The sequence below is a fragment of the Xanthomonas indica genome, from assembly GCF_040529045.1.
GTDB lineage: Bacteria > Pseudomonadota > Gammaproteobacteria > Xanthomonadales > Xanthomonadaceae > Xanthomonas_A > Xanthomonas_A indica.
This window is the reverse complement of sequence record NZ_CP131914.1, coordinates 1,322,517-1,346,870: the sequence shown is the minus strand read 5'-3', so window position 1 is coordinate 1,346,870 and position 24,354 is coordinate 1,322,517. Positions and strand designations below refer to the sequence as shown.

Here is a 24,354-nt window from a genome sequence, read left to right as displayed (position 1 = left end):
CGGCGCTGTCTGGCGCATCGCATCCGCTTACGGACATCGCACATGAACGCATCTTCTTCCGGCCTGCCGGCGCTGCCGTCGCGGCGCCGCTTCGTCACCGGGCTGGCGCTGGGCGCCGCCGCCGGCCTCACCGGGCTGCCGCTGCGCCACGCCCAGGCCAGCGCGCTCGCCCGCAACGGCGCCGCGCCCTACGTGCTGCACGGCACCGACCTGGACCTGAGCATCGGCAGCACGCGGGTCAACTTCACCGGGCGCGAGCGCCCTGCCATCGCCGTCAACGGCAGCGTGCCGGCGCCGCTCCTGCGCTGGCGCGAAGGCGACACGGTGACCATCCGCGTGGCCAACCGCCTGCCCGGCCACACCCAGACCTCGGTGCACTGGCACGGCCTGCTGCTGCCGGCCAACATGGACGGCGTGCCAGGCATGAGCTTCGACGGCATCTATCCCGGCGAGACCTACCAGTACAGCTTCGCCCTGCGCCAGTCCGGCACCTACTGGTACCACAGCCATTCGCTGCACCAGGAGCAGGCCGGGCTGTACGGCGCCATCGTGATCGACCCGCGCGAGCCGCCGCCGTACCGCTACGACCGCGAACACGTGCTGCTGCTGTCGGACTGGACCGACCTGGATCCGGCGGCGCTGTTCCGGCGGCTGAAGCAGATGCCGTCCTACGACAACCTGTACCAGCGCACCGTCGGCGATTTCCTGCGCGACGCGCGCGAGGACGGGCTGCGCGCCACCCTCGCCGACCGCGGCATGTGGGGGCGCATGCGCATGACCCCCACCGACCTGTCCGACGTCAACGGCAACACCTACACCTACCTGCTCAACGGCATGACCCCGGCCGGCAACTGGACCGGGCTGTTCCGCCCCGGCGAAAAGGTGCTGCTGCGCTTCATCAACGCCTCCAGCATGAGCTACTTCGACGTGCGCATCCCCGGGCTGAAGATGACCGTGGTCGCCGCCGACGGCCAGTACGTGCATCCGGTGAGCGTGGACGAGTTCCGCATCGCCGCCGCCGAGACCTTTGATGTGCTGGTCGAACCCAGCGGCCAGGACGCCTACACGGTATTCGCCCAGGACATGGGCCGTACCGGCCACGCGCGCGGCACCCTGGCCGTGCGCGAGGGGCTGCAGGCGCCGGTGCCGGCGAACGACCCGCGCCCGCTGCTGCGCATGCAGGACATGGGCCATGCGATGGCCGGCCACGCCGGCATGGACCACGCCGCAGGCGCAGCCATGCAGGGCATGGAGGGCGGCTGCGGCGCGACCATGCACATGGCCGGCATGCCGGGCATGGAGCACGCCGCGCACGCGCCTGCCGCCGCACCTGCGCATCCGCGCAGCGAACGCGGCAATCCGCTGGTGGACATGCAGTCCTCCGCCACTGCGCCACGGCTGGACGACCCCGGCATCGGCCTGCGCGACAACGGCCGCCGCGTGCTGACCTACGCCGACCTGCACAGCCTGTTCGAGGACCCGGACGGACGCGAGCCGGGACGCGAGATCCAGTTGCACCTGACCGGCAACATGGAGAAGTTCGCCTGGTCGTTCGACGGCATTCCCTTTGCCAGCGCCGAACCGCTGCGGCTCAACTACGGCGAGCGCCTGCGCATCGTGCTGGTCAACGACACGATGATGCAGCACCCGATCCACCTGCACGGCATGTGGAGCGACGTGGAGGACGCCGCCGGCCGCTTCCAGGTGCGCAAGCACACCGTGGACATGCCGCCGGGCACGCGCCGCAGCTACCGAGTGCGCGCCGACGCGCTGGGCCGCTGGGCCTACCACTGCCACCTGCTGTACCACATGGACGGCGGCATGATGCGCGAAGTGCGGGTGGACGCATGAGCCGCCGCCACTTGTCGCCGCTCGCGCAGGCCACCGCTCTGGCGCTGCTGCTCGCCCACGCGCCGGTGTATGCGCAGCATGTCCACGCGGCCGGCAACGGCACGGACGTACCGGTAGCGCGCTGTACCTGCCCGGCGTCCGCTGCCACCATGCCCATGGCGAACGCGGAGACGGCACAGCCCGACACGGCAATGCACGGCGCCATGGACCATGCAGCCATGGGGCATGCCACGCAGGCGCCGGCCATGCACGGCGCGCCTGTGACGCGGACCACGGCAGAGTACGCCGACGCCCTGTCGCACGAGCACATGGACCACGCCACGATGGGCCACGCGGCGGTACCGGCGTCGCAGGGCGATCACCGCGAACACGCACACGCTGCACACGACGGCATGGATCACGACGGCATGGACCATGCGATGCGCACCGCGCCGGCACCGACCGCGAGCGCGTGCCAGTGTCCTACAAGTGCCGGCACGCCGCTGCCGCGCGAACCCATCCCGCCGATCACCGCCGCCGACCGTGCCGCCGCATTCCCGGTGCTGCGCGACCACGGCATGGCGCATGGCGCGTCGCGCACCGGCTACCTGTTGGTCGACCGCCTGGAGGGCTGGGACAACGCGCACGGCAGCGGCCAGGCCTGGGAAGCGCGCGGCTGGTACGGCGGCGACATCGACCGGCTGTGGCTGCGCAGCGACGGCGAGCGCGAGGGCGGCCGCACCACGGCGTCGACGCTGGAACTGGCCTATGGCCACGCGATCTCGCCGTGGTGGGACGTGCTGGTCGGCGCCAGCCAGGCGTTCGCGCCCGGCCGCGCGCAGACCTCGGCCGCGTTCGGCGTGCAAGGCATGGCGCCGTACAAGTTCGAGGTGTCGGCCATGCTCTACGTCGGCGAGGGCGGCCATGCCAGCCTGCACCTGGAAGGCGAGTACGACGTGCTGCTGACCAATCGCCTGATCCTGCAGCCACGGCTGGAAGCCGAACTGGCCGCGCGCGACGATCCGGCGCATCGCACCGGCAGCGGCCTGACCACCGTGGAGGGCGGGTTGCGCCTGCGCTACGAGGTCACGCGCCGGTTCGCGCCGTATGTTGGCGTGGAGCACGTGCGCAGCTTCGGCGACACCGCCGACCTGCGCCGCGCCGATGGCGAGGCGGCGCGCGAGACGCGCTGGGTCGCGGGCCTGCGGTTCTGGTTCTGACGGTTCTGGTTTTGAGCTGCGGGCGCACGGCGAACAGCGGCGCAAGGACGCGCCGCCGTAGCGAAACGCGGCATCGCCGCCAGCGCGAAGCGCGTCTCGCGCCAGGAGCATGCACGGCCCTCGCCACACCCAGGCAGCGCGAACGGCCGTGCGTCCGTAGGAGCGGCTTCAGCCGCGACGGGCGTTATCGGGAAAGCCCGTCGCGGCTGAAGCCGCTCCTACGAGATGCGGAACCGGGGGCCGCGGCACAGCGCATCAGGCATCGACGGCGACGGGCGCTCGACGTGCCCCTTCACCGCTCACGCGTGCAGCGCCGCCTGCAGTGCCTCCACCTCGTGCCGCGGCGGACGCAGCGCCCCCAGTGTGCGGACCAGCTCACGGTAGCTGCGCGCGAGTTGCCCGAACAGGCTGGCGTCGCTGTCGCGGGTCTCGGCGACTTCGGCATAGGCGCCGCGGCCGAGATCGATGAAGTAGTCCACGCTGACCCGACGTCGCGCCGCCACGCCGGGGAACAGCCCGGCGATGAGCAGGCAACCGTCGCCGACCTCGCGCAACGCGTCGGCGCGCGCACGCCCCACCTGCTCCTGCGCATGCAACCACGCAAGCGCCTGGATGCGCGCCAGCAGCTGCGCATCGCGCTGGTAGCGCAGCAGCACGAACACCAGATAGTGCTCGCGCGATTCGTCCAGCGGCCGGCCCAGGCGCTGCCCGGCCTCGTGCACCAGCGCCTGCCACAGCTCGGCCGGCGCCCCCTGTCTGAAAGACTCGTACATGCGTCCTCCTGCGTGGTGGGAACCCTCGCAGGAAGCTTATGCATAACCCGGGCCAGTGCGCTGGCAGCCGACTACGCCGTCTGCCAAGGCAACGCCGGCGCGGCGACTTACTCCACCGTCACCGACTTGGCCAGGTTGCGCGGCTTGTCCACGTCGGTGCCGCGCGCCAGCGCGGTGTGGTAGGCCAGCAACTGCACCGGCACGGTGTGCAGCACCGGGCTGAGCACGCCGGCATGGCGTGGCGTGCGGATCACGTGCACGCCCTCGGATTCGCTGAAGTTGCTGTCCTGGTCGGCGAACACGAACAGCTCGCCGCCGCGCGCGCGCACTTCCTGCATGTTCGACTTCACCTTCTCCAGCAAGGTGTCGTTGGGCGCGATCACCACCACCGGCATGTTGGCGTCCACCAGCGCCAGCGGGCCATGCTTGAGCTCGCCGGCCGGATAGCCCTCGGCGTGGATGTAGGTGATCTCCTTGAGCTTGAGCGCGCCTTCCAGGGCGATCGGGTAATGCAGGCCGCGGCCGAGGAACAGCGCGTTGTGCTTGTCGGCGAAGCGCTCGGCCCATACCGCGATCTGCGGCTCCAGGTTGAGCACGTGCTGCACGCTGCCGGGCAGGTAGCGCAGCTGCTCCAGGTACTCGGCCTCCTGTTCGGCGCTCAGCCGCCCGCGGCGCTTGGCCAGCACGCAGGTGAGCTGGAACAGCGCCGCCAGCTGGGTGGTGAAGGCCTTGGTCGAAGCCACGCCGACCTCGGCGCCGGCACGGGTGTACAGCACCATCGCGCTGGCGCGTGGGATCGCGCTCTCGGGCACGTTGCAGATCGACAGGGTCTTGGTATGGCCCAGTGCCTTGGCGTACTTGAGCGCCTCCATCGTGTCCAGGGTTTCGCCGGACTGGGAGATGGTCACGATCAGTTGCCGCGGATTGGCGCAGGCATCGCGGTAGCGGTACTCGCTGGCGATCTCCACGCTGCACGGCAGCCCGGCGATGCCCTCGATCCAGTAGCGCGCGGTCAGCCCGGCGTAGTAGCTGGTGCCGCAGGCCAGGATCTGCACGCCATCCACGTCGGCCAGCAGCGCCTCGGCCTTGCTGCCGAACAGCGTGGTGTCGAACCCGCCGGCGTCGAACAGCGCCTCCAGCGTGTCGGCCAGCGCGCGCGGCTGCTCGTGGATCTCCTTCTGCATGAAGTGGCGGTACGGGCCCAGTTCCAGCGAGGCCAGCGACACGTCGGACACGTGCGGCTCGCGCTGCACCGGCTGGTCCTGCGCGTCGTACACCTGCACGCCGTCGCGGCGCAGCTCGGCGGTGTCGCCCTCTTCCAGGAAGATCACCCGGCGCGTGGCCTGAATCACCGCCGAGACGTCGGAGGCGATGAAGTTCTCACCCTCGCCCAAACCGATCAGCAGCGGACAGCCCATGCGCGCACACACCAGCAGGTCCGGGCGCGACTTGCTCACCGCGGCCACGGCATAGGCGCCGGTCAGTTCCTTCACCGCCGCCTGCAGCGCGCCGAGCAGGTCGCGCCCCTGGGCGATGTAGTGGTGGATCAGGTGGGCGATGACCTCGGTGTCGGTCTGCGACTCGAACACGTAGCCCAGCGCGGTCAGGCGCTCGCGCTGCTGCTCGTGGTTCTCGATGATGCCGTTGTGGACCAGGGCCAGGTCGCCGTGGCTGACGTGCGGATGCGCATTGGCTTCGGTGACGCCACCGTGGGTCGCCCAGCGGGTATGACCGATGCCCAGCGGCGCGTGCAGGCCTTCGGCCAGCGCGGCGCTCTCGGTTTCCACCACACGGCCTGTGCGCCGTACGCGGCGCACCTCGCCATCGGCGATGGCGGCGATGCCGGCCGAATCGTAGCCCCGGTACTCCAGGCGCTTGAGCCCCTCGATCAGGACAGGAACCACATCGCGATCTGCGATCGCACCGACGATACCGCACATAGCCAGCCCCTCAGACGAAAAGTCCATCATTCTAGCGAAGTCCGCTGAATGTCTCGCCGCTGTCCGCTGCCGGACACAGGGCGTGTCACCCATTCCCGAGCATGCCGCGCCCCAGTGTCCGCGAACGTGTCCGCGGACACCCGGACACCTGTCCGCGCCGTCCGCTTCCATGCAATTCAATGGTTTGCAGTTGGCACGCATCGTGCTGTGAAGTCCCCATCCTCACCGCTGCGACCGTACCGATGATCCGTGACACCTCCGCCCAGGACCAGGTTCTCGCCCGCCCCCGCTCCGCGGCCTGGCGCCGCTGGCTGTGGCCCGGGCTGATCGTCGCGCTGGTGCTGCTGGGCATCGCCTTCGCCGCCCGCGGCTGGATCGCCGGCAGCCGCTCCTTCGACGCGCAACGCGTGCGCATCGCCACGGTGACCCGCGGCGACCTGGTCCGCGACATCTCCGCCGACGGCCGCCTGATCGCCGCCAACAGCCCCACCCTGTACGCCATCTCCGGCGGCACCGTGACCCTGAAGGTGGTCGCCGGCGACGTGGTCAAGCAGGGCCAGGAACTGGCCGAGATCGACAGCCCCGAATTGCGCAGCAAGCTGGCCCAGGAAGAGGCCACCCTGGCCGGCCTGGAAGCGGAGGCCGGCCGCGCCGACCTGGACGCGACCCTGGCCCGCGCCAACGCCAGCAAGCTGATCGACCAGGCGCAGATCGAGCGGCAGGCCGCCAGCCGCGACCTGGAGCGCTACCAGCGCGGCTACGAAGGCGGCGCGGTGCCGGCGGTGGAACTGGCCAAGGCCCAGGACACGCTGAAGAAGGCCGACATCGCGATGAGCCACGCGCAGAAGGATTCGGGCCTGCAGGCGCAGGGCGCGTCGCTGGACGCGCGCAACAAGCGCCTGCTCGCCGAGCGCCAGCGCGCGGTGGTGGCCGAGGTGCAGCGCCAGGTCGACCTGCTGACCCTGCGCTCGCCGTTCGATGGTCAGGTCGGCCAGGTGCAGGTCTCGCAGCACACCAACGTCGCCGCCAACGCGCCGGTGCTGAGCGTGGTCGACCTGTCCAAGTTCGAACTGGAGATCAAGGTGCCGGAAAGCTTCGCCCGCGACCTGGCGATCGGCATGCCGGCGCAGTTGACCAGCGGCGCTGGCGAACCGTTCGCCGGGGCGATCTCGGCGGTATCGCCGGAAGTGGTCAACGGCGAGGTCAATGCGCGCATCCGCTTCACCGACAAGCAGCCGCCGGGCCTGCGCCAGAGCCAGCGCATGAGCGCGCGGGTGCTGCTGGATACCCGCAAGAACGTGCTCAAGCTCGAGCGCGGCCCGTTCGTCGAACAGTCCGGCGGCCGCTACGCCTACGTCATGGACGGCGACTCGGCGGTGCGCCGCCCGGTCGAACTGGGCGTCACCAGCCTGGGCGAAGTCGAAGTGCGCTCGGGCCTGCAACCGGGCGACCGCGTGGTGGTCTCCGGCAGCGATCTGTTCGGCGACGCACCGCAGGTCACGGTGCATTGAGAGTTGGGATTGGGGAGTCGGGATTGGGGATTCGTCAGCCTCTCCCGTTCTCCTTTCCCGACTGCTGATTCCGATTCCCGACATCCCCAATCCCCAATCCCCGCTCCACCACCACAGGAACTCATGCCATGCTCGAAATGCGCGCCGTCTCCAAGGTCTTCCGCACCGAACAGGTCGAGACGCATGCGTTGCGCTCGCTGGACCTGCATGTCCGCGAGGGCGAGTTCGTCGCCGTCACCGGGCCGTCGGGCTCGGGCAAGACCACCTTCCTCAACATCGCCGGGTTGCTGGAAACCTTCACCAGTGGGCAGTACCTGCTCGATGGCCAGGACGTCAGCAACCTCAACGACGATGCGCGCTCGCGCATGCGCAACCAGAAGATCGGCTTCATCTTCCAGGGCTTCAACCTGATTCCCGATCTCAACCTGTTCGACAACGTCGACGTGCCGCTGCGCTACCGCGGCATGGGCGCGGCCGAGCGCAAGCAGCGCATCGAGGAGGCGCTGAGCCGGGTCGGGCTGGGCTCGCGCATGAAGCACTACCCGTCCGAGCTGTCCGGCGGCCAGCAGCAGCGTGCGGCGATCGCCCGCGCCCTGGCCGGCAGCCCGCGCCTGCTGCTGGCCGACGAACCGACCGGCAACCTCGACTCGCAGATGGCGCGCGGGGTGATGGAACTGCTGGAGGAGATCAACGCGCAGGGCTCGACCATCGTCATGGTCACCCACGATCCGGAACTGGCCGCGCGCGCCCAGCGCAACGTGCACATCGTCGACGGCCAGGCCACCGACCTGCAGCGCGAACCGGTGCTGGCGCACGGCGGCAGCGACGCCGCGGCCGCGCGCTGACCGGCACGGCGACGGCGCGGGGACCGGCATGCTCGGCTACTACTTCCAGCAAGCGTGGCGCAGCCTGCGCCGCAGCCCGGTGCTTACCGCGCTGATGGTGCTGTCCATCGCGGTGGGCATCGGCGCGGCGATGACCACGCTGACGGTGATGCGGCTGCTGTCCGGCGATCCCTTGCCCGGGCGCAGCCAGCAGATCTTCTTCGCGCAACTGGATCCACGGCCCAGCAAGGGGGCCAACCAGAAGCCGTACGACAAGCTCGACTACATCTCGGCCTTTGACCTGTGGACGCGCGGGCGCGCCGATCGCCAGGCCATGGTCGCCGAGAGCGAGATCAAGGTGCACGCGGCGGACAGCGCCGCCCCGCCCTTCATGACCCAGTTGCTGATGACCCAGGCCGATTTCTTCCCGATGTTCCAGGTGCCGTTCGCCTACGGCAGCGGCTGGCGCGCGCGCGACGATCAGGACCGGGCGCGGGTGGCGGTGATCTCGTCCGACCTCAACGCCAAGCTGTTCCAGGGCCGCAACAGCGTCGGCCGCAGCCTGCTGGTGCGCGGCACCGCAGTGCGCATCGTCGGCGTGCTGGCACCGTGGCGGCCGTCGCCGCTGTTCTACACGTTGGCCGGCGGCAGCTTCGCCCACGGCGATACCGCCAGCTTCTATGGACGCACGCAGGACGTGTTCATGCCGCTGTCCAGCAGCCTGGAGGTCAACGACGGCCACATCCAGCCGTGGACCTGCTTCAGCAAGCCCGAGGCCACCATGGACCTGCGCAGCGCCCCGTGCGTGTGGCTGCAGTTGTGGGTGCAGTTGGACACGCCGGCGAAGGTCGCCGACTACCGCCGCCTGCTGGCCGACTACGCCGCGCAACAGCAGGCCGCCGGGCGCATCGGCCGCGCCGACACCGCGCGCCTGCTGTCCCTGCCGCAATGGCTGGACCACAACCGCGTGGTGCCGGGCGACGTGCGCCTGCAGAGTTGGCTGGCGCTGGCGTTCCTGGGCCTGTGCCTGTTCAACAGCGTCGGCCTGCTGCTGGCCAAGTTCCTGCGCCGCGGCGGCGAGATCGGCGTGCGCCGCGCGTTGGGGGCTTCGCGCCGCGCGATCTTCGCGCAATGCCTGACCGAGGCCAGCCTGATCGGCCTGATCGGCGGCATCGGCGGCTGGCTGCTGACCCTGCTCGGCCTGTGGAGCGTGCGCCAGCAGCCGACCGCCTACGCCGATCTGGCGCATCTGGACCTGACGACCTTCGCCGGCACCTTCGCACTGGCGATCGCCTGCAGCCTCGCGGCCGGCCTGTTCCCCGCCCTGCGCGCCAGCGGTATCGCGCCAGCCATGCAACTCAAGAGTCTGTAAGCGGGGGACGCGACGATGCAGATCACTCCCATCCTCAGCGCGCTGTCGCGCCACCGCGTCGCAGCGACGCTGATCGCGCTGGAAGTGGCGCTGGCCTGCGCCGTGCTGTGCAACGCCTTCTTCCTGATCGGCAACCGCCTGGAACTAGTGCACCTGCGCAGCGGCATCGACGAGGCCGCGCTGGGCCTGGTGTCGCTGTCCGGCTGCGACGGCTGCAACGATGCCGACGTCAACGCCCGCGCCCTGGATGCGGTGCGGCGCACGCCCGGCGTGCGCGCGGCCGGCGCCATCAACACGGTGCCGTTCGCGCCGCCGGCGTTCAACAACGGGCTGTGCCTGGACCAGGACTGCACCCAGGTGGGCGGCGTGCCGCACTTCTACATGCTCAGCCCGGGCGCTGTCGCCGCGCTGGAACTGACGCCGGACAGTGGCCGCGCGTTCGGCGACGCGGACTACCAGCCGCTGGTCAACGGCATCCCGACCGCGGCCGGCGTTTGGATCACGCGGGCGCTGGCCGCGCACCTGTGGCCGGGCCAGGATCCGCTGGGGAAGGAGTTCTGGGCCGGCGGCCATTTCCGCGTGATCGGCACGCTGACGCACCTGGCGCGCCCCGATCCGGGCCGCAGCGAGGATGGCGTGATCGGCAGCGACTGGTCGGTGGTGATCCCGGTGCGCGAGGCCGCGCAGTCCGGCACCTACGTGCTGCGCGCCGATCCGCGCGACCTGCCGCGGGTGTTGGCCCAGGCGCGCGCGGCAGTGGCGCGGGCAGTGCCCGAGGCCGTGCTGGACAACGCCAACAGCAAGCCACTGGACGCACTGCGGCAGACGTATTTCCAGAGCGACCGCGCGATGACCGGGCTGCTGGTCGCGATCATCGTCGCGATGCTGCTGGTGACCGCGCTTGGCATCGTCGGCCTGGCCAGCTTCTGGGTGCAGCAGCGCACCAAGCAGATCGGCATCCGCCGCGCGCTCGGCGCCACCCGCCGCGACATCCTGCGCTACTTCCAGACCGAGAACCTGTTGCTGGTCGGCGCCGGCGTGGCCCTGGGCATGCTGCTGGCCTACGGCGGCAACGTGCTGCTGATGCACGTCTTCGAACTGGAGCGGCTGCCGGCCAGCTACCTGCCGGTCGGCGCGCTGCTGCTGTGCGCGCTCGGCCAGCTCGCCGTGCTCGGCCCGGCCCTGCGCGCCGCCGCGGTCGCTCCCGCCATCGCCACCCGCAGCGCCTGACCCGGAGTCCGCATGCTCGCTTACTACCTACGCCTCGCGCTGCGCAGCTTCGGCCGCAACCGCATCCTCACCGCGCTGATGGTGCTGGCCGTGGCGCTGGGTATCGGCGCGTCGATGACCATGCTGACGGTGCTGCACACACTCTCTGGCGATCCCTTGCCCGGGCACAGCGCCACGCTGTTCCACCCGCAGCTGGATCCGCGTCCGCGCAACCTGCCCAGTGCCGACCCCGAGCCGCCGGACGAGTTGACCTGGCAGGACGCGACCGCGCTGTACCGGGCGCAGGCTGCGCCGGCGCAGACCATGACCAGCGGGAACTGGCTGCCGGTGCGCCAGACCGTGTCCAACAGCCCCTTGCGCATGCTCACCACCCGCGCCGCCACGGCCGATCTGTTCGGCATGTTCGGCATGCGCTTCCTCTACGGCAGCGGCTGGAGCCATCGCGACGATACGCAGCGCGCGCTGGTGGTGGTGCTGAGCCGCCAGCTCAACGACGCGCTGTTCGGCGGCGCGGACAGCGTCGGCAAGACCCTGACCATCGCCACCCGCCCGTTCCGGGTGATCGGGGTGATCGACGCCTGGGATGCGCAGCCGCGCTTCTACGATCTCAACTCCGGCGCGTACACGCCGCCGGAGGCGCTGTACATACCGTTCGAGACCTGGCTGGACCTGCCGCAGGACTACGGCTACGGGCCGATGCAGTGCTGGGGCAAGGATGGCGAGGCCGGCCTGCACGACCCCAAGGCCGCGCAATGCACCTGGGTGCAGTACTGGGTGCGGTTGGACACGCCGGAGCAGGTGCGGCGCTACCGCGCGGCGCTGGATGCCTACAGCGCGCAGCAGCGCCAGCTCGGCCGTTTCGAGCGCGCGCCCAACACGCGCCTGCGCAGCCTGGTCGCGTGGCTGGATTACAAGCGGGTGGTGCCGGCCACGGTGCGCATGCAGACCTGGATCGCCTTCGGCGTGCTGTTGGTGTGCCTGCTCAATGCGGTCGGCTTGCTGGTCGCCAAGTTCATGCGCAAGGCCGGCGAGATCGGCGTGCGCCGTGCGCTCGGTGCCAGCCGCCGCGCGGTGTTCGCGCAATGCCTGGCCGAGTCGGCGCTGATCGGCTGCCTGGGCGGTCTGCTCGGCATTCCGCTGACCTGGATCGGCCTGTGGCTGGTGCGCCAGCAACCGGTGGCCTATGCGCAACAAGCCCATGCCGATCCCGCGATCCTGGGCATCGCCCTGGCCGTGGCCACGCTCTCGGCGCTGGCCGCCGGCCTGTGGCCGGCCTGGCGCGCCTCGCGCATCGCCCCCGCCCTGCAGGTGAAATCGCTATGACCTCGCTGCCTCCGGTACGCCCCATCCTGTCCGCGCTGGGCAGCCATCGCGCCGCGGTGGTGCTGATGGCCCTGCAGATCGCCCTGACCCTGGCGGTGCTGTGCAACCTGGTGTTCATCATCGCCCGCACCTACCAGCGCGTGCACACGCCCACCGGGGTGATGGAGCAGGACATCGGCCTGATCCAGAGCATCGGCGTGATCGGCGAGCCGGGCAACGTCAGCAGTGTCGGCCGCAACCTGGACCTCCTGCAAGCGGTCCCCGGTGTGGAAGCGGCGGCGTTCGGCCCGCCGCCGCTGGCCGGCCCCAACCGGGCACAACTGTTCCTGCAACCGCAGGCCACGCAGCCGGTCGCACGGGCGACGCTGTTCAACGGCAGCCAGGGCCTGAACCGGACCCTGGGCATCCGCATCGTCGCCGGCCGCGACCTGCGCGATGCGGAACTCCCTGGCGCCTCCGCATTGTTCGGCGCGCCTGCCGGGGTCGAGCGGCGCCTGCCGGCGCTGATCACCCCGTCGCTGGCCGCCAAGCTGTTCCCCGGCGTCTCGCCGCTGGGACGCACGCTCTACGCCAGCCTCTTCAACCAGCAGGTGGGTCTGGACATCGTCGGCGTGATGGCGCCGGTACGCGGCAGCATCACCGGCCACGACGACGACGCCGACGCGCTGCTGACCGAAGTCGCCGCCCGCAGCGAAGGCTGGGGTGGCATCTACCTGATCCGCAGCAAGCCCGGGCAACTGGCGCAGGTGCTGCCGCGCGCCGCGGCGGCGATGCAGCGCGCCAATCCCACCTACGTGCAGCAGCCGGCCGCCACCCTGCAGGAAGTGCGTGCGGATTACTTCAAGAGCGACAGCGCAGTGGCGCGGATGCTGCTGGCGATCATCCTGATCCTGCTCACCGTCACCGCACTGGGCATCGGCGGGCTGGCCAGCTTCTGGGTGCAGCAGCGCACCCGGCAGATCGGCATCCGCCGCGCGCTCGGCGCCACCCGCGGCGACATCCTGCGCTACTTCCAGTTGGAAAACCTGCTGATCGTCGGCGGCGGCGCGCTGCTCGGCGCGGTGCTCGCCTACGTCATGAACCAGTGGCTGATGCAGCGCTTCGAACTGGAGCGGCTGTCTTCGCCCACCGTGCTGACCGGCATCGTCGCGGTGTGGCTGCTCGGCCAATGCGCCGTGCTCGGCCCCGCCCTGCGCGCCGCCGCCGTCCCGCCCGCCACCGCCACCCGCAGCGCCTGACCCCGGAGCTCCCATGTTCGGCTACTACGTCCGCCTCGCCTTGCACAGCTTCCGCCGCAACACCGTCCTCACTGCGCTGATGGTGCTGGCCATCGCCTTGGGGATCGGCGCCAGCATGACCACGCTGACCGTGTTCCACGTGCTCTCCGGCGACCCGATCCCGCAGAAGAGCGATCGCCTGTTCTACGTGCAGGTGGATGCCCAGCCCAAGGCCGGCTACCAGCCGGGCGAGGAACCGGATTCGCAGAACACCCGCTTCGATGCCGAGGCCCTGCTGCGCGAGAAGCGCGCCAAGCGCCAGGCGCTGATGACCGGCGGCAGCGTGGCGATCGAACCGCGCAAGAGCGGCCTGAAGCCGTTCAAGTCGGAAGCGCGCTTCACCTCGGCGGACTTCTTCCCGATGTTCGACACGCCGTTCCTGTACGGCCACGGCTGGACCGGCACCGAAGACGAGCGCCACGACCGCGTGGTGGTCATCAGCAAGACGCTCAACGAGAAACTGTTCGACGGCGCCGACAGCGTCGGCCGCGAACTGCGCGTGGACCAGAACACTTTCCGCATCGTCGGCGTGCTCGACGCCTGGGACCCCAAACCGCGCTTCTACGACGTCACCAACACCTACGGGTCGGACGAACAGGCCTACCTGCCGTTCTCGGTGGCGATGGACCTGAAGATGGACCGCAACGGCAGCATGAACTGCTTCGGCGACAGCAACGGCGACCAGACCGCGCTCAACGCCCCCTGCACCTGGGTGCAGTACTGGGTGGAACTGGAAAACCCGGCGCAGGCCGCCGACTACAAAGCCTACCTGGAGAACTATTCCTCGCAGCAGCGCGCCGCCGGCCGCTTCCAGCGCCCCAACAACGTGCGCCTGCGCAACGTCATGCAGTGGCTGGACCACAACGAAGTGGTGCCCGGCGACGTGCGCCTGCAACTGTGGCTGGCGATGGGCTTCCTGCTGGTGTGCCTGCTCAACACCGTCGGCCTGCTGCTGGCCAAGTTCCTGCGCCGCAGCGGCGAGATCGGCGTGCGCCGCGCACTGGGCGCTTCGCGCGGAGCGATCTTCGCGCAATGCCTGGTGGAGGCCGGCGCCATCGGCCTGGTCGGCGGCATGGCCGGCCTGGCGCTGGCCACGCTCGGCCTGTGGGCCGTGCGCCAGCAGCCGGCCAGCTACGCCAAGCTGGCGCACCTGGACCCGAGCATGCTGGCGCTGACCTTCGCGATGGCGGTGGGCGCCAGCCTGCTCGCCGGCCTGTTGCCGTCGTGGCGCGCCATCCAGGTCGCGCCCGCCCTGCAGCTCAAGTCCTGATCCTGCGCGCCCTGCGCCTTCCACGCATCCTCACAAGGTCATCGCCATGGATATCCGCCCCATCCTGTCCACCCTGCGCCGGCACAAGACCGCCGCCGCGCTGATCGTGCTGGAGATCGCCCTGGCCTGCGCGATCGTGTGCAACGCGCTGTTCCTGATCGGCAACCGCATCGAGACCCTGCACCGGCCCAGCGGCATCGCCGAGTCGGAACTGGTGACGATCTCGCTGGGCGGCATCGGCCAGCAGGTCAACGCCGCCGTGCGCACCCGCGAGGACCTGGCCGCGTTGCGCGCGGTGCCCGGCGTGCGCAGCGCCACGTTGCTCAACCAGGTGCCGTTCGTGCACTACTCCTGGAACACCAGCCTGTCGCTGACCGCGGACCAGGAGCGGCCCACGCTCAACGCGGCGCAGTACATGGCCGAGGAAGGCACGCTGAAGACCCTGGGCCTGAAGCTGGTGGCCGGGCGCGATTTCGCCCCCGACGAATACATGGATCTGGAGGCCGCCCAGACCGACAAGCGGATCCAGGAGAAAGGCACCGCCATCATCCTCAACCGCGCCACCGCCGAAAAGATGTTCCCGGGGCAGAACGCGCTGGGCAAGACCGTGTATACCGGGCCGGTGGGCGCCCGCGTGGTCGGCATCGTCGAGACCCTGGCACGGCCCGCCGCCACCAGCGGCCTGGCCGAGATCGACTACGCGATGCTGCTGCCGTTTCGCCTGAACTACACCGACGGGCTGTACGTGCTGCGGGTCACCGACCCGTCACGGCGCCAGGAAGTACTGAACGCGGCCACCGCGGCACTGATGAAGGTCGACAGCAGCCGGCTGGTGCTCAAGCAGCAGACCTACAGCGAGATTCGCGACGCCTACTTCCAGGGCGACCGCGCGATGGTGTGGCTGCTCGGCGCGGTCTGCGTGGCGTTGCTGGTGGTGACCGCGCTGGGCATCGTCGGCCTGGCCAGCTTCTGGGTGCAGCAACGCACCAAGCAGATCGGCATCCGCCGCGCGCTCGGCGCCACCCGCGGGCAGATCCTGCGCTACTTCCAGACCGAGAACTTCCTGCTGGCCAGCACCGGCATCGTGCTCGGCATGCTGCTGGCCTACGCCATCAACCAATGGCTGATGGGCAAGTACGAATTGCCGCGGCTGCCGCTGTCCTACCTGCCGATCGGCGCGGTGGCGCTGTGGCTGCTCGGCCAGCTCGCCGTGTTCGCGCCGGCGCGCCGCGCCGCCGACGTGCCGCCGGCCGTCGCCACTCGCAGCACCTGACCCATCCCGTTGGCCGGCTTCGGCCGGCCTTTTTTCTTCAGGACGCACGATGCTCGGCTACTACTGCAAACTGGCGCTGCACAGTTTTCGTCGCAATCGCCTGCTCACCGCCCTGATGGTGCTGGCGATGGCGGTGGGCATCGGCGCGTCGATGACCACGCTGACCGTGTTCCACGTGCTGGCGGCCGATCCCATTCCCGGCAAAAGTGCGCAGCTGTTCAACGTCGAACTCAATCTTCAGCCGGACGACCACTACGATCCGAACGACACCGATCCGCAGCAACTGAGCCGGCGCGATGCCGAGACGTTGCTGCGCGACCGGCGCGGCGACCGCCAGGCGATGATGTCTGCCGGCGGCGTGACCGTGATCCCTGCGCAAGCGGCGCAGACCCCGTTCGGCGCCGAAGCGCGCTACACCAGTGCCGATTTCTTCCCCATGTTCGCGGTGCCGATGCGCTACGGCCACGCCTGGACCGCGGACGACGATGCCCGGCGCGCGCGCGTGGTGGTCATCTCGCAACGCCTCAACGCGCAACTGTTCGGCGACGTGGACAGCGTCGGGCGCGAACTGCAGCTCGGCGATAGCGCGCTGCGGGTGGTCGGGGTGATGGACGACTGGAACATGAATCCGCGCTTCTACGACCTGACCAATACCGAGTACGGCAACAGCGAGGACGTCTTCGTGCCGTTCTCCACCGCACGCGACCTGGACCTGGACGTCAGCGGCTCGATGTCCTGCTGGGGCGACACGGCCGATGGCAAGACCAGCGAAAACGCGCCGTGCGCCTGGATCCAGTACTGGGTGGAACTGGACAGCCCCGGCAAACGCGTCGCCTACCTGGACGCGCTGCAAGCGTATGCGCAACAGCAGCGCGATGCTGGCCGCTTCAGCCATCCGCCGGACATCCGCCTCAGCGACGTGATGACCTGGTTGGACCGCAACCACGCGGTGCCCTCCGACGTGCGTCTGCAGGTGTGGCTGGCGCTGGCGTTCCTGAGCATCTGCCTGCTCAACACCGCCGGCCTGATGCTGGCCAAGTTCCTGCGCCACAGCGGCGAAATCGGCGTGCGCCGCGCGCTGGGCGCCTCGCGCCGGGCGATCTTCGCCCAGCACCTGGTCGAGGTGGCGACGATCGGCGTGGCCGGCGGCAGCGCCGGCCTGCTGCTGGCCTGGATCGGCACCTGGCTGGTGCGGCAGCAGCCGGCCGAGTACGCGTCGCTGGCGCACCTGGATGGCCGCATGCTGCTGCTCGCGCTTGGCCTGAGCCTGGGCAGCAGCCTGCTGGCCGGCCTGCTGCCGGCCTGGCAGGCGATGCGCGTGCCCACCGCCCTGCAACTCAAGTCGCAATGACGCGCCGCGTGCGCCCCTCTCAGCCAGGACTCCCGCCGTGTCTCTTCATCCCATTCTCTCCAGCCTGCGCAAGCACCGCGTCGCGGCCAGCCTGATCGTGCTGGAAATCGCCTTCAGCTGCGCTGTGGTCTGCAATGCGCTGTTCCTGATCGACCAACGGCTCGAGCGCATGCACCGGCCCAGCGGCGTCGCCGAGCAGGAGCTGGTGCAACTGCGCACCCGCAGCGTGGTCAAGGACGGCAACAGCGCCGCATTGACCCAGTCCGATCTGGACGCGCTGCGGCGCATTCCCGGCGTGCGCGATGCCAGCAGCATCAACATGGCGCTGTTCGGCGATTCGATCGGCTACAGCGGCGTGTCGCTGCAGCCGGACCAGGAGCGCAGCACCCTGCATGCCGTGCACTACTTCGGCGATGCGCATCTGCTCGACACCTTGGGGCTGCGCCTGATCGCCGGACGCGGTTTCCGCGCCGACGAGTTCGTCGACGAAGCGCAGTTGACCAGCACCGTCGACAAGCGCGCGCCGCCGGCGGTGATTCTCAGCCAGGCGCTGGCGCAGCGCCTGTTCCCCGGCCGGGACGCGGTCGGCCGCAACCTCTATGTGTTCGGCGAACATCGCGTGGTTGGCGTGGTCGAGCGCCTGGTGCAGCCGCGCGACATGGGCGCCGAGTCCCAGTACGACTTCGCCATGCTGTTCCCGGTGAACGTGGCCTCCTCCAGGAGCACCTACCTGCTGCGCGTGCGCGACCCGGCGCAACGCGAGGCGGTGCTGCGGCAGGCCAAGGCGGTGCTGCAGCAGCAGGGCCCACGGCGCATGGTCAGGAGCGCCAAGACCCTGGAGCAGGCGCGCTCGGACTATTACCGCAACGACCAGGCGATGGCCTGGCTGCTGGTGGGCGTGAGCGCGGCGCTGCTGCTGGTCACCGCGCTGGGCATCGTCGGCCTGACCAGTTTCTGGGTGCAGCAGCGCACCAAGCAGATCGGCATCCGCCGTGCGCTCGGCGCCACCTGCACGCAGATCCTGCGGCATTTCCAGCTGGAGAACTTTCTGCTCGCCAGTACCGGCATCGTGCTCGGCATGCTGCTGGCCTACGCCGCCAACCTGTACCTGATGAGCGCCTACGAGTTGCCGCGGCTGCCGTTGTGGTACCTGCCGGTCGGCGCGGTGGTGCTGTGGCTGCTCGGCCAGCTCGCGGTGCTGCCGCCCGCCCGCCGCGCCGCCGCGGTGCCGCCGGCGGTGGCCACGCGCAGTGTCTGAGCGAGCGCGGCCACCCATCGAGCGAGGAGACGCGGGATGCTGAACTATTACCTGCCGCTGGCCTGGCGCAGCCTGCTGCGCACGCCGGTCGCCACGGCGTTGATGGTGCTGGCGATCGGCCTGGGCATCGGCGCGAGCATGACCATGCTGACGGTGCTGCACGTGATGTCGCGCGATCCGCTGCCGGGCAAGAGCGATGCGCTCTACACCCCGCATCTGGATCCGTTGCCGTCCAGCTATCCAGAAAACCACGAGTGGGGCGATCCGGCCGACAACCTCACATGGCCCGACGCCATGGCGCTGCTACGCGCCGCACCCGCCACGCCGCAGGCGGCGATGACCGGCGGGCAGGTCTTGCTGTGGCCGCCGCGCGCGGCGCAAGCGCCGCTCGACCTGAGCGGCTGCTACACCAGCGCCGGGTTCTTCGCCCTGTTCGGCATCCCCTTGCAGCGCGGCCACGGCTGGAGCGCGGCGGACGACCAAAGCCACGCCCGCGTCATCGTGCTGAGCCGCACCCTGGCCAACACCCTGTTCGGCGCGCACGATCCGATCGGCCAGCGGGTGGCGCTGGGGGAAAAGCGCATCGGCTTCCAGGTGATCGGCGTGACCGGCCAATGGGATCCGCAACCGCTGTTCTACGCCGACCCTGGCAGCAAGGGCAGTTTCGGCCAGCACGACGATTTCTTCCTGCCCCTGTCGACCGCGATGGAACTGGCACTGGACGTCAACAGCAACATCAGCAGTTGGAACAGCTTCAACGGCGACGACGCGGCGCGACGCAAGGATCCGTCGACCAGCTGGCTGCAGTTCTGGGTGCGCCTGGACACGCCGCAGCAGGTCGCCGCCTACCAGCGCCTGCTCTACGACTACGCCGCGACACAGCATGCCAGCGGCCGCTTCCAGCGTCCGCCGGAGCGGGCGCGCCTGTATGCGTTGATGGACTGGCTGCGCCACCTGCGGATGGTGCCCGACGATGTGCGCCTGCAGACGCTGCTGGCGCTGGGTTTCCTGTGGATCTGCCTGGTCAACGTGATCGCCTTGCTGCTGGCGAAATTCCTGCGCCGCGGCGGCGAGATCGGCGTGCGGCGCGCGCTCGGTGCCCGCCGCGGCCACGTGTTCCTGCAGTTCGGCAGCGAGGCCGCGCTGATCGGACTGCTCGGTGGCGCAGTGGGCATTGCGATCGCCGAACTGGGTCTGTGGAGCGTGCGGCAGCGCCCGGACGACTACGCCAGGTTGGCGCGGATGGACCTGCAAATGCTGCTCGCCACCGTGGCACTGGCGGTGATCGCCGCACTGCTGGCGGGCCTGCTGCCCGCCTGGCGGGCCAGCCGGATCGACCCCGCCCTGCAGATCAAGGACCTGACATGAATCTGCCAATCCGTCCCATCCTCTCCAGCCTGCAGCATCACCGCCTGACCGCCGCGCTGCTGGCGCTGCAGGTCGCGCTGACCTGCGCCTTCGTCGCCAACGCCGTGTTCCTGATCGGTGGGCGCATCGAACGTCTGCGGGTCTCCAGCGGCTTGCCCGAGGAAGAACTTTCGCTGATCTCGGTGCGCGGCGTCCAGAGCGATGGCAACGCGCCGGCCCAGCAACAATCCGATCTGCGGGCGTTGCGCAGCATTCCCGGTGTCACCGCGGCCGCCGCGATCGGCTTCAGCCTGCCGCTGTCCGGCGGCGCCAACGACTATGGCGGTTGCCCCGACCGGCAGACGCTGGACCGCGCGATGGCGCAGCAGTCGATGGACAATACAGGGTGCATCCAGGCCACGTATTACTCCGGCTCGCCCGGTTTCGTGCAGGCCATGGGCGCGCACCTGGTCGCTGGCCGCGACTTCCGTGCCGACGAATATTCCACCGCCACACCGAGCGCCGTGATCGTCACCCGCGCGCTGGCGCGGCAACTGTGGCCAGGTCAACCTGCGGTCGGCAAAACGCTGTATGGCGGAGTCCACGGCGCCATCGTCGTCGGTGTCGTCGACGATCTGCTGCGCACGACGCTGCGCGGCGCAGCGGTCGACCATCTGGCCGCGCTGTCGCCGCAGCTGCCCGCGGGCAACCAGGTGCAATACCTGTTGCGCAGCGCGCCGCAGGACCGCGAACGGATCCTGGCCGCAGCGGCCGGCGCGCTGGCACAGGCAGGACCGCTGCGGCTGATTCCGGCCGAAGGGCGCCGCAGCTATTCCCAGCTGCGGCAGCGCTATTTCCAGCGCGATGCCACCATGATCGGGTTGCTGCTCGCGGCGACCACCGGCCTGTTGTTCGTGACCGCCCTGGGCATCGGCGGACTGGCCAGTTTCTGGGTGCAGCAACGCACGCGCCAGATCGGCATCCGCCGCGCCATCGGCGCGACCCGTCGCGACATCCTGCGCCATTTCCAGACCGAAAACCTGCTGATCGTGAGCGCCGGCAGCGCCGCGGGCATGGTGCTGGCGTTGCTGCTCAATCAAGCGCTGTTGCAGCGCTACGATCTGCCACGCCTGCCGCTGGGCTACCTGCCGACCGTCGCTGCAACACTCTTGCTGCTCGGCCAACTGGCGATCCTGGCGCCCGCCCGCCGCGCCGCCGCGGTGCCGCCGGCGGTGGCCACGCGCAGTGTCTGAGGCGCCGATGCACGCAGGCACGACAAGCCGCGCGCGGACTGCGATGATGCCGCCTGGTCCGTTTTTCTTCGCCAGCGCGCCCGCCCGCGCCCAAGGTGCACGATGCCCTGCCTGCTGATCATCGACGACAACCCCGCAGTCGCCACCGCGCTGGAAGTGCTGTTCTCCCTGCACGACATCGATACCGTCTACGCCGACAGCCCGCAGGCCGGCCTGCAACGCCTGAGCGAGGGCGACATCGACCTGGTGCTGCAGGACATGAACTTCACCGCCGACACCACTTCCGGCGAGGAAGGCGTGGCCCTGTTCGATGCGATCCGCGCGCGCCACCCGGACCTGCCGGTGATCCTGCTGACCGCCTGGACCCAGCTCAGCAGCGCGGTGGAACTGGTCAAGGCCGGCGCCGCCGACTACCTGGCCAAGCCCTGGGACGACCGCAAGCTGCTGACCACGGTCAACAACCTGCTGGAACTGTCCGAGACCCGCCGCGAACTGGAGCGCCGCCGCGACGGTGAGCGCCGCCACCGCCAGCAGTTGGCGCAGCGCTACGACCTGTGCGGCGCGGTGTTCGCCGACCCCGCCAGCGAGCGCGCGATCGCCCTGGCCTGCCAGGTCGCGCGCTCGGAACTGCCGGTGCTGATCACCGGCCCCAACGGCAGCGGCAAGGAGAAGATCGCGCAGATCATCCAGGCCAACTCCTCGGTGCGGCGCGGCCCGTTCGTGGCGCTGAACTGCGGCGCGATCCCGGCCGAATTGATCGAGGCCGAGCTGTTCGGCGCCGAGGCCGGCGCCTACACCGGCGCCAACAAGGTGCGCGAGGGCAAGTTCGAGGCCGCCGACGGCGGCACCCTGTTCCTGGACGAGATCGGCAACCTGTCGCTGGCCGGGCAGATGAAGCTGCTGCGGGTGCTGGAAACCGGCCGCTTCGAGCGCCTGGGCTCCAACCGCGAGCGGCAGGTCAAGGTGCGGGTGATCAGCGCCACCAATGCCGACCTGACCGCGATGATCCGCGAGGGCACGTTCCGCGAGGACCTGTACTACCGGCTCAACGCGGTGGAACTGTCGCTGCCGGCGCTGGCCGAGCGCCCTGGCGACATCGTGCCGCTGGCCGAGCACTTCCTGTCCGGCGACAAGCCGCTGTCGGCCGGCGCCTGCCAGGCGCTGCAGCGCCACGCCTGGCCCGGCAACGTGCGCGAACTGCGCAACGTGGTGCAGCGCGCCGAACTGCTGGCCGGCGGCACACAGATCGAGGCCACCGACCTCAACCTGCCGAAGCCGGCAGCGCCGCGCGTGACCGCCGCCGCCGAACCCGATCGCGAGCGCATCGTGGCGGAACTGGGCCGTGCGCACGGCGTCATCGCCCAGGCCGCCGCCGAACTGGGCATGAGCCGGCAGGCGCTGTACCGGCGCATGGACCGCTACGGCATCCCGCGCGAATGAAACTGCGCCGCTCCTTCACCGTCATGCTGTTCCTGCGCCTGCTGCCGGTGCTGGCGCTAGCCGCCGCCTTGCCGTGGTTGCTGGCCTACTGGATGGACCGCGGCTGGGAAGTGGTGACGGCCTCGGCGCTGGCCCTGCTGCTGTTGATGTGGTGGACCCTGCGCCGCGCCACCGCACCGATGCGCTCGCTGTTCCGCGCCCTAGCCGGCACCGTCAGCAGCTACCGCGACGGCGAATACAACTTCGGCGTGCACTGGCGCGGCGACGACGAACTGGGCGAGATGGTCGCCGCACACGCCCAGCTCGGCGAGATCCTGCGCGAGCAGCGCCAGGGCCTGGCGCAGCGCGAACTGATGCTCGACACCATGGTGCAGAACACCCCGGTGGCGATGCTGCTCACCTCCAAGGGCGGCGACGGCCTGCGCCGCGTGGTGTTCTCCAACCTGGCCGCGCGCAAGCTGCTGCATAGCGGCTGGAAGCTGGAAGGCCAGCGCCTGGACGACCTGCTGCTGGGCGTGCCGGCGCCGCTGCGCGAAGCGATCTCGCGCGGCGGCGACAGCCTGTTCGCCATCGAAGGCGGCGACGAGGATCCGGACGAGGAGCAGATCTACCACCTGTCGCAGCGCCGCTTCCATCTCAACGGCCGCCCGCACGAGCTGCTGTTGATCCGCCTGCTCACCGCCGAGTTGCGTCGCCAGGAAGTGCACACCTGGAAGAAGGTGATCCGGGTCATCAGCCACGAGCTCAACAACTCGCTGGCGCCGATCGCCTCGCTGGCGCACTCCGGTGCCGAGCTGGTGCGGCGGCAGAAGGTGGAAAGGCTGGAAGAGGTGTTCGGCACCATCGAGGAACGCGCGCGGCACCTGGAAGGCTTCATCCGCGGCTACGCGCGCTTCGCCAAGCTGCCGCAGCCGCAGCTGCAGACCGTGCACTGGGCGCAGTTCCTGGCCGGGCTGCAGCAGCACATCCCGTTCGCGCTGGAACTGGAGGCGCCGGACCTGCACAGCCGGGTCGATCCGGCACAACTGCAGCAGGCCCTGCTCAACCTGGTCAAGAACGCGCACGAATCCCTGCCCGAGGGGCAGACACCGGCCGATGGCGTGCGGGTGCGCGTGTCCACCCGCCCGGACTGGCTGCGCCTGGAAGTGCTGGACCGCGGCAGCGGCATGAACGAGGCGGTGCTGCACAACGCCCTGATGCCGTTCTATTCGACCAAGCGCAACGGAACCGGCCTGGGCCTTGCCCTGACCCGCGAGATCGTCGAGGCCCACGGCGGCCGCCTGTCGCTGCACAACCGCGACGAAGGCGGATTGTGCGTGACCGTGCAGCTGCCGCAGGGGGAGCGCGGCTGATTCTGTTCGGGATTGGGGATTGGGAATTGGGAGTGAGAGTCGAGGCCCGGGGCCCGGGGCCCGGGGCCCGGGGCCCGACGAGCGTGAGCACAGCTAGGCAAGCCGTGATCGCCGCACTGCGCTCCGTTTCAGCGAAAACCCCTGGTTCATCCTGACGCGTCCCGGACACACCGGGCGCGGTGCTCAGTAGATCGCCATGTGGTCGATCACGGCGCGGTCGACGTCGGCGCAGCCCTTGACCACGATCTCGACGTTGGCCTTGCTGGTGAACGCGGCCAAGGCCAGCGAATACAGTTCCTTGAAGTGCGGCGTCGCTTCGTCGCGATACACCTCGTAGAAGACACCGCCGCATTGCTGCGGGATGTCGCTATCGGCGACGACGAGGGTGAATCGATTGGATTCCGAATAGATCTTGCTGATCTTTGCATGCACGCGATCGAACGCGGTCGCCTGAAAGCTCAGCAGCGTCAGCGCTGACGCCATGACAAGTCGCTTCATGGTGTTCCCCTG

At 69.8% G+C, this 24,354-nt stretch carries 19 protein-coding genes; 16 read left to right on the top strand and 3 right to left on the bottom strand.

Going from position 1 to position 24,354, the window contains the following annotated elements; genetic code table 11:
- The first annotated feature begins 42 nt into the window (after nt 1–42).
- The gene (locus tag Q7W82_RS05795; protein WP_242159692.1) at nt 43–1,851 is read left to right on the top strand and encodes a copper resistance system multicopper oxidase; all 1,809 of its coding nucleotides are present in this window, start codon (nt 43–45) and stop codon (nt 1,849–1,851) included.
- Nucleotides 1,848–3,050, top strand: coding sequence for a copper resistance protein B (locus Q7W82_RS05790; RefSeq protein WP_242159691.1), 1,203 nt, complete (start codon nt 1,848–1,850; stop codon nt 3,048–3,050). The genes Q7W82_RS05795 and Q7W82_RS05790 overlap by 4 nt, the downstream gene beginning before the upstream one ends.
- A 299-nt stretch (nt 3,051–3,349) precedes the next feature.
- Here the strand turns inward: Q7W82_RS05790 and Q7W82_RS05785 are convergent, their stop codons facing one another.
- Together Q7W82_RS05785 and glmS are read right to left on the bottom strand one after the other, a co-directional pair.
- Entirely contained in the window at nt 3,350–3,823 is a 474-nt protein-coding gene (locus tag Q7W82_RS05785) for a hypothetical protein (RefSeq protein WP_209032510.1), read from the bottom strand.
- Nucleotides 3,824–3,930: 107 nt separating this feature from the next.
- The gene (gene glmS, locus Q7W82_RS05780) at nt 3,931–5,763 is read right to left on the bottom strand and encodes a glutamine--fructose-6-phosphate transaminase (isomerizing) (RefSeq protein ID WP_242159690.1); all 1,833 of its coding nucleotides are present in this window, start codon (nt 5,761–5,763) and stop codon (nt 3,931–3,933) included.
- Between the two features lie 242 nt (nt 5,764–6,005).
- Between glmS and Q7W82_RS05775 the strand changes: the two genes are divergently transcribed.
- From Q7W82_RS05775 to Q7W82_RS05710, 14 genes are all read left to right on the top strand, one after another.
- Nucleotides 6,006–7,274, top strand: coding sequence for an efflux RND transporter periplasmic adaptor subunit (locus tag Q7W82_RS05775; protein WP_242159689.1), 1,269 nt, complete (start codon nt 6,006–6,008; stop codon nt 7,272–7,274).
- Between the two features lie 128 nt (nt 7,275–7,402).
- Nucleotides 7,403–8,119 carry an ABC transporter ATP-binding protein gene (locus Q7W82_RS05770; protein WP_242083751.1) on the top strand — a complete coding sequence of 239 codons (717 nt, stop codon included), beginning with the start codon at nt 7,403–7,405 and terminating at the stop codon, nt 8,117–8,119.
- Between the two features lie 28 nt (nt 8,120–8,147).
- On the top strand, nt 8,148–9,470 hold the full coding sequence (locus Q7W82_RS05765; protein WP_242159688.1) for an ABC transporter permease: 1,323 nt from the start codon (nt 8,148–8,150) through the stop codon (nt 9,468–9,470).
- A gap of 15 nt (nt 9,471–9,485) precedes the next feature.
- A complete protein-coding gene (locus Q7W82_RS05760) occupies nt 9,486–10,700 on the top strand; it encodes an FtsX-like permease family protein (RefSeq protein ID WP_242159687.1) in 1,215 nt (404 codons plus the stop codon).
- 12 nt (nt 10,701–10,712) lie between these two features.
- Complete coding sequence (locus Q7W82_RS05755) at nt 10,713–12,023, top strand: ABC transporter permease (RefSeq protein WP_242159686.1); 1,311 nt, start codon at nt 10,713–10,715, stop codon at nt 12,021–12,023.
- Entirely contained in the window at nt 12,020–13,261 is a 1,242-nt protein-coding gene (locus Q7W82_RS05750) for an FtsX-like permease family protein (RefSeq protein ID WP_242159685.1), read from the top strand. The genes Q7W82_RS05755 and Q7W82_RS05750 overlap by 4 nt, the downstream gene beginning before the upstream one ends.
- 13 nt (nt 13,262–13,274) lie before the next feature.
- The gene (locus Q7W82_RS05745) at nt 13,275–14,570 is read left to right on the top strand and encodes an ABC transporter permease (RefSeq protein ID WP_242159684.1); all 1,296 of its coding nucleotides are present in this window, start codon (nt 13,275–13,277) and stop codon (nt 14,568–14,570) included.
- 46 nt (nt 14,571–14,616) lie between these two features.
- Nucleotides 14,617–15,843, top strand: a complete 1,227-nt coding sequence (locus Q7W82_RS05740; protein ID WP_242159683.1) for an FtsX-like permease family protein — start codon at nt 14,617–14,619, stop codon at nt 15,841–15,843.
- A gap of 49 nt (nt 15,844–15,892) precedes the next feature.
- The gene (locus Q7W82_RS05735) at nt 15,893–17,194 is read left to right on the top strand and encodes an ABC transporter permease (RefSeq protein ID WP_242159682.1); all 1,302 of its coding nucleotides are present in this window, start codon (nt 15,893–15,895) and stop codon (nt 17,192–17,194) included.
- A gap of 37 nt (nt 17,195–17,231) precedes the next feature.
- Nucleotides 17,232–18,452 (top strand): FtsX-like permease family protein, encoded by a 1,221-nt coding sequence (locus Q7W82_RS05730; protein WP_242159681.1) that lies wholly within the window; start codon nt 17,232–17,234, stop codon nt 18,450–18,452.
- 36 nt (nt 18,453–18,488) lie between these two features.
- Entirely contained in the window at nt 18,489–19,820 is a 1,332-nt protein-coding gene (locus tag Q7W82_RS05725) for an ABC transporter permease (RefSeq protein WP_242159680.1), read from the top strand.
- Nucleotides 19,817–21,052: an FtsX-like permease family protein gene (locus Q7W82_RS05720; RefSeq protein WP_242159679.1), complete on the top strand. Its 1,236-nt coding sequence runs from the start codon at nt 19,817–19,819 to the stop codon at nt 21,050–21,052. The genes Q7W82_RS05725 and Q7W82_RS05720 overlap by 4 nt, the downstream gene beginning before the upstream one ends.
- A 102-nt stretch (nt 21,053–21,154) precedes the next feature.
- Nucleotides 21,155–22,492: a sigma-54 dependent transcriptional regulator gene (locus Q7W82_RS05715; protein ID WP_160946290.1), complete on the top strand. Its 1,338-nt coding sequence runs from the start codon at nt 21,155–21,157 to the stop codon at nt 22,490–22,492.
- Nucleotides 22,489–23,844, top strand: coding sequence for a HAMP domain-containing sensor histidine kinase (locus Q7W82_RS05710; protein ID WP_019797852.1), 1,356 nt, complete (start codon nt 22,489–22,491; stop codon nt 23,842–23,844). Before Q7W82_RS05715 ends, Q7W82_RS05710 begins: the two co-directional genes overlap by 4 nt.
- Before the next feature lie 183 nt (nt 23,845–24,027).
- Here Q7W82_RS05710 and Q7W82_RS05705 read toward each other — a convergent pair whose 3' ends face one another.
- On the bottom strand, nt 24,028–24,327 hold the full coding sequence (locus tag Q7W82_RS05705; protein ID WP_242159678.1) for a hypothetical protein: 300 nt from the start codon (nt 24,325–24,327) through the stop codon (nt 24,028–24,030).
- Nucleotides 24,328–24,354: the final 27 nt, after the last annotated feature.

Excerpts from the sequence above, each read along its gene's own strand:
- Q7W82_RS05785 (WP_209032510.1), bottom strand. The coding sequence starts at position 3,823 with ATGTACGAGTCTTTCAGACAGGGGGCGCCGGCCGAGCTGTGGCAGGCG.
- Q7W82_RS05790 (WP_242159691.1), top strand. The coding sequence starts at position 1,848 with ATGAGCCGCCGCCACTTGTCGCCGCTCGCGCAGGCCACCGCTCTGGCG.
- glmS (WP_242159690.1), bottom strand. The coding sequence starts at position 5,763 with ATGTGCGGTATCGTCGGTGCGATCGCAGATCGCGATGTGGTTCCTGTC.
- Q7W82_RS05705 (WP_242159678.1), bottom strand. The coding sequence starts at position 24,327 with ATGGCGTCAGCGCTGACGCTGCTGAGCTTTCAGGCGACCGCGTTCGAT.
- Q7W82_RS05765 (WP_242159688.1), top strand. The coding sequence starts at position 8,148 with ATGCTCGGCTACTACTTCCAGCAAGCGTGGCGCAGCCTGCGCCGCAGC.
- Q7W82_RS05745 (WP_242159684.1), top strand. The coding sequence starts at position 13,275 with ATGTTCGGCTACTACGTCCGCCTCGCCTTGCACAGCTTCCGCCGCAAC.
- Q7W82_RS05740 (WP_242159683.1), top strand. The coding sequence starts at position 14,617 with ATGGATATCCGCCCCATCCTGTCCACCCTGCGCCGGCACAAGACCGCC.
- Q7W82_RS05710 (WP_019797852.1), top strand. The coding sequence starts at position 22,489 with ATGAAACTGCGCCGCTCCTTCACCGTCATGCTGTTCCTGCGCCTGCTG.
- Q7W82_RS05775 (WP_242159689.1), top strand. The coding sequence starts at position 6,006 with ATGATCCGTGACACCTCCGCCCAGGACCAGGTTCTCGCCCGCCCCCGC.
- Q7W82_RS05720 (WP_242159679.1), top strand. The coding sequence starts at position 19,817 with ATGAATCTGCCAATCCGTCCCATCCTCTCCAGCCTGCAGCATCACCGC.
- Q7W82_RS05715 (WP_160946290.1), top strand. The coding sequence starts at position 21,155 with ATGCCCTGCCTGCTGATCATCGACGACAACCCCGCAGTCGCCACCGCG.
- Q7W82_RS05725 (WP_242159680.1), top strand. The coding sequence starts at position 18,489 with ATGCTGAACTATTACCTGCCGCTGGCCTGGCGCAGCCTGCTGCGCACG.
- Q7W82_RS05795 (WP_242159692.1), top strand. The coding sequence starts at position 43 with ATGAACGCATCTTCTTCCGGCCTGCCGGCGCTGCCGTCGCGGCGCCGC.
- Q7W82_RS05735 (WP_242159682.1), top strand. The coding sequence starts at position 15,893 with ATGCTCGGCTACTACTGCAAACTGGCGCTGCACAGTTTTCGTCGCAAT.
- Q7W82_RS05760 (WP_242159687.1), top strand. The coding sequence starts at position 9,486 with ATGCAGATCACTCCCATCCTCAGCGCGCTGTCGCGCCACCGCGTCGCA.
- Q7W82_RS05770 (WP_242083751.1), top strand. The coding sequence starts at position 7,403 with ATGCTCGAAATGCGCGCCGTCTCCAAGGTCTTCCGCACCGAACAGGTC.
- Q7W82_RS05750 (WP_242159685.1), top strand. The coding sequence starts at position 12,020 with ATGACCTCGCTGCCTCCGGTACGCCCCATCCTGTCCGCGCTGGGCAGC.
- Q7W82_RS05755 (WP_242159686.1), top strand. The coding sequence starts at position 10,713 with ATGCTCGCTTACTACCTACGCCTCGCGCTGCGCAGCTTCGGCCGCAAC.